5 protein-coding genes are annotated in these 6,619 nt (G+C 67.3%); 3 read left to right on the top strand and 2 right to left on the bottom strand.

Annotated features, from left to right (window positions below):
* The first annotated feature begins 514 nt into the window (after positions 1 to 514).
* Positions 515 to 1,081 (top strand): ElyC/SanA/YdcF family protein, encoded by a 567-nt coding sequence (locus AB0I35_RS23690; protein WP_357398375.1) that lies wholly within the window; start codon positions 515 to 517, stop codon positions 1,079 to 1,081.
* 12 nt (positions 1,082 to 1,093) lie between these two features.
* On the opposite strand, the gene AB0I35_RS23685 is transcribed toward AB0I35_RS23690, so the two are convergent.
* Positions 1,094 to 1,666 (bottom strand): hypothetical protein, encoded by a 573-nt coding sequence (locus AB0I35_RS23685; RefSeq protein ID WP_357398373.1) that lies wholly within the window; start codon positions 1,664 to 1,666, stop codon positions 1,094 to 1,096.
* A 189-nt stretch (positions 1,667 to 1,855) separates the two neighbouring features.
* Between AB0I35_RS23685 and AB0I35_RS23680 the strand changes: the two genes are divergently transcribed.
* On the top strand, positions 1,856 to 2,110 hold the full coding sequence (locus AB0I35_RS23680; protein WP_357398372.1) for a hypothetical protein: 255 nt from the start codon (positions 1,856 to 1,858) through the stop codon (positions 2,108 to 2,110).
* Positions 2,111 to 2,188: 78 nt separating this feature from the next.
* Complete coding sequence (locus AB0I35_RS23675) at positions 2,189 to 5,533, top strand: AAA domain-containing protein (RefSeq protein WP_357398370.1); 3,345 nt, start codon at positions 2,189 to 2,191, stop codon at positions 5,531 to 5,533.
* Here AB0I35_RS23675 and AB0I35_RS23670 read toward each other — a convergent pair.
* A complete protein-coding gene (locus AB0I35_RS23670; RefSeq protein ID WP_357398369.1) occupies positions 5,515 to 6,570 on the bottom strand; it encodes a class I SAM-dependent methyltransferase in 1,056 nt (351 codons plus the stop codon). The genes AB0I35_RS23675 and AB0I35_RS23670 overlap by 19 nt on opposite strands.
* Positions 6,571 to 6,619 lie beyond the last annotated feature (49 nt).

Below are 6,619 nucleotides of genomic sequence, written 5' to 3'. Positions count from 1 at the left end.
AAATATCTAACTAGAGTCCGAAAAATCTAGCAAAGCGAACACCAGCAAAAAAGATTCGCTGTTGTTCAAAATGTCCAACCTTCCACGACCGGGGGTACGCGAAGGCTGGAACCAATAAAAATATTGGCACTGACATTCATCGACACACTATTGAGTTCTCAAAGAACACACGCACAAACATCCACCCAGTGAAGGGATTCAGTAAGGCAAGGGTTCGTACTGTAGCTCAGAGTGTCGACCGGACGCAAATCCGGAGGAACCCTGAACACATGATCGGTCAGGCGCTCATCGTCCTACCTCGTTTCCCTGTACCGTAGCGGCCCTGTCGGACCAGCTCTTCGGCACCGGGTCGGTGTCCGTGTCGCTCTGACTGGAATAAAGTTACGTGGCTGGAATTCCGATGTCAAATTCCCTAGTCAGGCCGTGTTTCGAAGCACAACAAAGGGAGGGTCGCGCGTTGAGCGAGGAACGCAGTGGAAAGCGGCGGCGGTTACGTCGCGTTATGAAGGCCGGCGTGGTGTTGGCGAGTGGCGTCGTGTTGGTGACGGTCTGTGCCAATGCGGCCATGTGGATGTTGTCGTCGGGCCACCGCAGTGATGTGGTCGGAGCATCCGCTGTTCCGGTGGTCATTGTTCCCGGTGCGCGAGTCGCGCCGGATGGGACGCCGATGGCGTACCTGCGTGGGCGCCTCGACGTGGCGATCGAACTGGTCGCGGCGGGGAAGGCGCGTGAGATCCTGCTGTCCGGGGATGCCGGCGGGACCTCCGGCGACGAGATCGCGTCGATGCGGCGTCATCTCCTCGAGCGCGGAGTCGATCCTGGCATCGTGCGCGCAGATGGGGAAGGACTGTCCACGCGGGAGACCTGTGAGCGGGCACGGTCGATGTTCGGGGTGGAGCGCGCGATCATCGTCAGCCAGTACCAGCATCTGCCTCGGGCGGTCGCACTGTGCCGGGCGGCGGATATCGACGCCGACGGGGTTGTCGCCTATTGCGAGTGCAGGCGGGCGACCGAGGTGCGCAACAACATCCGGGAATGGTTGGCGGCGCCGAAGGCGGTCGTGGAGATGATCCTGCGCTGATCTGCCGGAAGGTTATCGGCGCAGGATCGCTGCGAGCCCGGCGCGAAGCCGATTCGCCAGTGTCGGGCGGTCAGGTGCTTCCGCAGGGTCGCGCGGCTCGGTCGCGGTTGCGTCTACTCTGTCGACCCGCGGGTACACAGGCATATAGGGAGAGCCTGCCAGCAGGTTTCGGCATCCGGTACGGATCTCGGCCCACACGGTCGCGGGATCGAACCCGTCCTCCAGGCAGACGCACATGCTCTCGAAGTCCCACGCCAGATCTAACAGGTCCGGGGGTTCAGGGTCGAGACGATTCGTCAGCAGGAACAGGTCACCGACGAGCAGGCGCAAGTGCTCGTCGGCGTCGCCTTCGTCGGCCAGGATGGCTGCGGCGTTGCGGTTCGCACGCCTGAGCCGAACCGCTACTTCACGCGCCGACCAGTCGGCTATCTCGACGAGTTCGAGCTCGGCAAGCGCGACGCGGAACAGCTCCGGCGCCGCGCCGCAATCGGTGCGATGCAGGCAGGCGAGTTCGACCAGCGCCGGTGAATCGAGACCCCGGGCCAACGCCTCGGCGCCGATCATCGTCAGGTCCGCGCCGCTCAACTCGCCCACCGCGAACAGGTCTGCGGCGCGGTTCAACTCGTCCATGGGTTCAGCGTGCGGCCCGGGGGTTCGGCCGTCAACGCAAATATCGACCGGACTCGAGGTTTCTGTGGAGGGGGTTCGGTCAACCCTCTCGTCGGTCCGCGACCGGTTGGACCGATTCCGATCACCACAATTCGAGGAGAGCTAGTGCGCATCGTCAAAGCTGTTGGGATCATGCTGGCCGTTGTGGCCGCCACGGCGGTGGGGGCCGGTCCGGCTGTCGCGGAACCGGAGCCCAAGGAGAACATCTACATCGACGTCAATGTGCTCGGATGCTCGATCGGTGCCGGACTCGGTGGTGACGTGCTGGTGGCACTCACCGGCGGAGGCGGGTCGAGTGCGATGGTGAATTCGTCGCTGGCGGCGCGGCTTCGGGCCGCCGGGTGCTTGCCGCGCCTGTAGGACCAGCGCCGATGGTCTCGTCGACGGCGCCGGGACCATCGGCCTACCGTGCCCGTGCACGCGCCATCACGTACCGTGGTGCGAGTTGTCAGCATGCTGGCCGACGGAATGGGGTGCATCGTGAACGGGTCCGAGCATGCCGCGCGGCTCGTGCGTTTCTGGCGGACCGTCGAACTGTTCGGTCCGCAACTGGTACCGGAGGTCGGTGTCTGCCGCGAAACCGGTGCGCTGGTGGTGGAACTCGGCGCCGACGAACCGGCACCGTGGGAAGACTTCACCGCGCTCCCCGCGCTGCAACCGGGCCGGGTATGGCAGTTCGTGGTGTTCGGCGGATTGTTCGAAGTGGGACGTGCGCGTGAATCGCTGATGCGCGCCTTCGGCCGGGACGGCCTCGAGGCGGACGCGCGACAGTCCGGAACCACAGCCACTTTCGCGGTGACATTGAGCGATGACGGCGTGGTCGTCGAGGGATCGGCGACGTTGTCGGGGCTGGCGTGGGCGATCAACCGGTTGCGCTCTCCCGGCCCCGCCGATCCGGGTTGGGCCGACGGGTTCGAGCACGATTCCTCGGCGTTCACCGCCGCGTTCGACCTGCTGACCGCCGAGCTACCGAGCGTCGACCCGGAAGCCGACGATCCCGGCCCGCGTTGGCGCGCCCTGGATGTGGTCGGTCGTGGCGTCGGCGCGTCGTTGATCGCGGCGGGTGCGGACGGTGTCGTTTCGCCGGGGCTGGCGGGGATGTCGGCCACCGCGTTCGTGCGCGGCGTCATGGCGAACGAGGAATTCGGTACGCCGCTGGTGACCGGGCGGGCATTGCAGACGTTCGCGGGGGATCTGTGTGGGGCACTCTCGATCCGGTCCGAATTGCGGGCCGGTGGGGTGCGGGTGGCGTGCGTGCAGGTCGCGGCCAGGGACGCCGACAGCACGGCGGCCGAGGACCGGCTCAACAGTGGACTGGGCGCGGAGCTGCGTGCGCTCGCTGCGGCGGTGGAGCGTGGCGACGTCGGGGCAGCGTTGCGGGACTACCTCGCGGCGAGTGAGACCTTGTCCATAGATCAGCGGATCGACGTTCGTCAACGACAGGACGTAATGGTCGAAGGGCTACTGCCCCAGCGTATTCCGGACGGGCGGTGGCCGGGCGATCCGCTCGTCGCGGGCCAGCAGTTCGCGGTAGATCAGGCGATGACCGAACTCCGCGACAGCGCCGGGATTTTCGCCGTCCACGGCGCGCCGGGCACTGGAACGACGACGATGCTGCGGGACCTGCTCGCGGCGATCGTGGTCGAAAGAGCGGAGCGGCTGGCCACTTTCGACGACCCGATGGATGTGTTCACCGGTGTCACCGAGCAGGTGCAGGTCGCCAAGAACTACACCGTCGGCGCGCATCGGCTCGCGCCCGAGATGACCGGGTTCGAGGTCGTGCTCGCCACCGGCAGCGACCGGAGTGCCGCCGATGTGGTGGCCGAGATCCAGCACCGCGACGCGATCGACTCCGACGTGCGGATCAACCACTTCGGCGAGCTGGCCGAATTCGTCAGCGGCGAACCCGCGTGGGGGTTGATCGCCTCGGCGCTGGGCGAGGCGAGACGAACCTTCGGCGAGCAGTTCTGGTTCGGCGACCGGTTCGCCACCGAACGCAAGGCGCAGGCCGGTTCGGCGGGAATGCTCGATCTGCTCAAACAGGCCGAGGCGGACCCGGATTCGGTGCTCGACTGGCCGACCGCCGTGCGCGACTTCGAGGACAGACGCGAGCACGTTCGAACGCTCGCGCAGCAGCGTCAGGACGTGGCCGACGCGGTCGCCGAGCTGCCTGCGATGAACGACGACCTGCTGTCGCTGTCGGCGGAGATCGCCAATGCCGATGCGGCACACGCACACTGGCGCGCACAGCATCAGCAGGCGACCGAACAGCTGCGCGCTGCGCAGGCCACACATCATCGGGTCAGCACGTTGCTCACCGAACACGGCGGTCGCAAACCGGGCTTCGCGGAGTCGTTGTCCACCGGATTTCGGGCCGGGCGACGATGGAGTGCGCGCTCCAACGAGCTGTTACGTGAACGCCACGACGCCGAGTCGGAGATGCGGCGCAGACAGGGCGAGGTCGACCATGCCCGTGAGCAGTGGGCGCAGGCGGCCGAGCACGGGCGCACCCTCATCCGCGACCACGTCGCGTTGACCGAGCGACGGGCACGAGCACTCGACATCATCGAAGCGGCGCGCGAGAACTGGTCGGAGACAATTCCTTTCGGCGACGTCGCCGCGGACGACGAGCAGTTCCAGCTGTGCAATCCGTGGGCGGACGAGCAGTACTCGACGGCTCGGCGTGAGCTCTTCCTCTCGGCGCTGCGGCTGCATCGGGCGCTGTTGCTGAACGCCGCGTCCCAAGTGCGCGACAACTTGATCGTGGCGATCGCGCTGATTCGCGACGAGCTTGCGGTGACACCGAAGCCGGAAACCATCGCGGCCGCCTGGCAGACGCTGTTTCTCGCGGTGCCGATGCTCACCACGACGTTCGCCGCGCTGCCCAAGTTGTTCGCCGGGCTGGGGCGTGAGGCGCTCGGTTGGTTGTTCGTCGACGACGCGGGCCAGGCCGCGCCGCAGGCAGTGGCGGGTGGTCTGTGGCGCGCGCGCCGGGCGGTGATCGTCGGCGATCATCGTCAGCTGGGACCTGTTGTGACGCTGCCGACTTCGGCGCAGGAGGCGCTGGTTCGCCAGTACGGGCTCGATGCGGAGTGGATGCCGGATCTGGCCTCGGCGCGGCAGGCGGCAGATCGTGGCGTGCGGTTCGGGACCTGGCTGACACCCGCTGATTACGACCGGCCGGTGTGGGTGGGAACGCCGTTGCGGGTGCATCGGCGCAGCGATCTGCCGATCTTCGAGCTGACCCACCGGATCGCCTATGACGACGACCTGCTCGTCTTCGGCACGCCCGAGCGGCCCGACTTCCCGGGGCACGATCGGTGGATCGATGTGAGATCCGCACGCGCCGAGGGGAACTGGATCCCCGGTGAAGGTGAGGCGCTCGGTTCCTTGCTGACGGAGTTGCGCGAGGACGGGGTCGCGGCCGACGACATCCGGGTGGTCAGCCCCTTCCGCGATGTCGCCGACGGTGCGCGGCGGGTGGCTCGCGAGGTGTTCGGTGACGAGTTCGCCGCAGCCCAGGTGGGCACGATCCATGGCATGCGTGGGAACTCGGCCGAGGTGGTCGTGCTGGTACTCGGCACCTCACCCGCCGCGGGCGGTTCGCGGCGCTGGGCCGCGGCCAACCCGAACGTGCTGAACGCGGCGGTGTCGCGGGCGCGGCGGCGGGTGTACGTGATCGGCAATTATCGATTGTGGAGCAGCCAGCGGTATTTCGACGTGCTCGCCCGGCATTGGCCGGCCGAGTCCGATCAGCTCGTCGGTCAGACCGTCAACCGGTAGAACCGCCAGAAGCCGAAGTTCTCGATCGGCAGGATGTCGACGGTGGTGAAGCCCGCCTTGTGGGCGTACTCCCCCAGTTGCTCGGCGCGCATCACGGTTCCGGTGCCCGCCGAGCCGGGGTGTGCCATGCCGTCCGGCAGACAGACGAGCAGGCTGAAGCCGTACATGAGGCGGTCGACATCGCTTGCGGGAGGGGTGAAGGCCGGGTCGACCGCCTCGTCCATCACGATCACTACCCCGCCGGGGCGCAGCGCGCGGCGTACGGCCGCCAGCACTTCGACCGGGTACGGCATGTCGTGCACGCATTCGAAGGCGAAGACGGCGTCGTAGGCCGATTCGGGGAGGTCAGCCGTGACGTCGGCGTGGTGGAAGTGGACGCGGTCGGCGAGGTCGGCGGCATTGGCGGTGGCCATGGCGATCGACGGCGGATCGATGTCGTAGCCGTCGACCCGCAGGTCGGGGTAGGCGCGGGCCAGGGCGATCGAGGACCAGCCGCCACCGCAGCCGATATCGGCGACTCGGGCGCCGGGAGCCGACAGCAGGGCATGGATGTCGGGAACGGTGGCGAGGTCGGCGGCCAGCCGGTGTTCGAACCAGGGACGGTTCATGTCGGCTTGGGATTCGCGCACGTCGGTGCCGTATTCGGACCAACCCACACCGCCGCCGTCGCGATAGGCGCGCAGCAGGGCGGGGAGCTGAACTGCCGCACCGGCCAGCATCCGGGCGAGCGGGGCGAGGTAGTCCAGGCTGTTCGTGTCGGTGAGTACCTCGGCCGCGCCCGCCGGGAGCGCGAAGCGGCCGTCCGGCGCCACCGTGAGGATGCCTGTCGCGGCTTGCTGTTCGAGCCATTCCTGCGCGTATCGGCGATCGCCACCGGCGCGGGTGGTGAGTTCGGCCGCGTCGGCCGGACCGGCGGCCAACGCCGAATACCAGCCGAGCCGGTCGCCCAGATGGATGGCCAGGATGTCGACCGTGCCGAGCGCCGCTTCGAACAATCGCTTCGCGAACTGCTCGCTGGTTTGCTCCACTGCGCTCACTTGGGTCCTCCCGATTCGATGTAGGCCCGAACGGCCTGCTGACAGGAGA

It is taken from the genome of Nocardia sp. NPDC050378 (genome assembly GCF_040655675.1).
Classification (GTDB): domain Bacteria; phylum Actinomycetota; class Actinomycetes; order Mycobacteriales; family Mycobacteriaceae; genus Nocardia; species Nocardia coubleae.
Note: the sequence above shows the minus strand (reverse complement) of the source record. Positions and strands in the feature narration are given on the sequence as shown.